Here is a 776-nt window from a genome sequence, read left to right as displayed (position 1 = left end):
ACATAGTAGGTGTCATTGCCGCCATAGCCGGTCATTGTGTCAGCGCCGCCGAGGCCGTTGATGACATTGGCGCCGGCATTGCCCTGGATAGTCTGGGCGAATTCGTTGCCGACAAGGGTGACCGCCATCGTGCCGGACGGATTGCTGGTGGCGAGAAGCTCGATCTCCGACCCGCCCGCAAGGGTATGACTTACGGACGCGAGCACTTTGTCGGTACCGCCGCCTGCTGCCTCAATCTCCTTGTCGCGGACATCTTCGACATAATAGGTGTCATTGCCACCATAGCCGATCATCGTGTGGCCGCCGGCGCCGTGGAACACATCGTCGCCGCTGGTGCCATACAAGGTGTCGCTTGTGTCGACTGGAGGCGGTTCGGTCCCAGTCGTTGCGAGGTTGTGCTCCCGGAAAACGGCTTGTAGTTCCGGAGAGCTCTCTAATGCGGTGTCGCCGTTCTGCGTTCCCCATTTGTAGGTATAGTCGAAGGCGGGTGACGGAACCAGCTTGGCCCAATGATCGATCATGATTTGCATCTGTTCGGCGGTGGGCATGACCTGTCTGCCGCCATCGGAAGTCTCCCAATTGCCGCCACCGAAGGCCTGATAGACCGGAACGATGTTGCTGATCGGGATGCCGGATTTCACCGCTGCAGCCACGGCTCGGTCGATCATGTCGTAGTCGACAGTGTCCGTTCCCGTGCGCACCGGATAGGGGTCTATTCCAAAATAGTCGATATGCGTGTTGGCCGGATTGTAGGTGTTGGTAAAATCCGGATTGGT

1 pseudogene is annotated in these 776 nt (G+C 58.5%); it reads right to left on the bottom strand.

The features are described from left to right. Window positions 1-776 (bottom strand): annotated as a pseudogene (locus tag NKI72_RS35280) (calcium-binding protein); the annotation flags it as partial.

The sequence above is a fragment of the Mesorhizobium sp. M0437 genome, from assembly GCF_040321335.1.
Taxonomy (GTDB): domain Bacteria; phylum Pseudomonadota; class Alphaproteobacteria; order Rhizobiales; family Rhizobiaceae; genus Mesorhizobium.
This window is presented reverse-complemented; position numbering and strand designations above follow the sequence as displayed.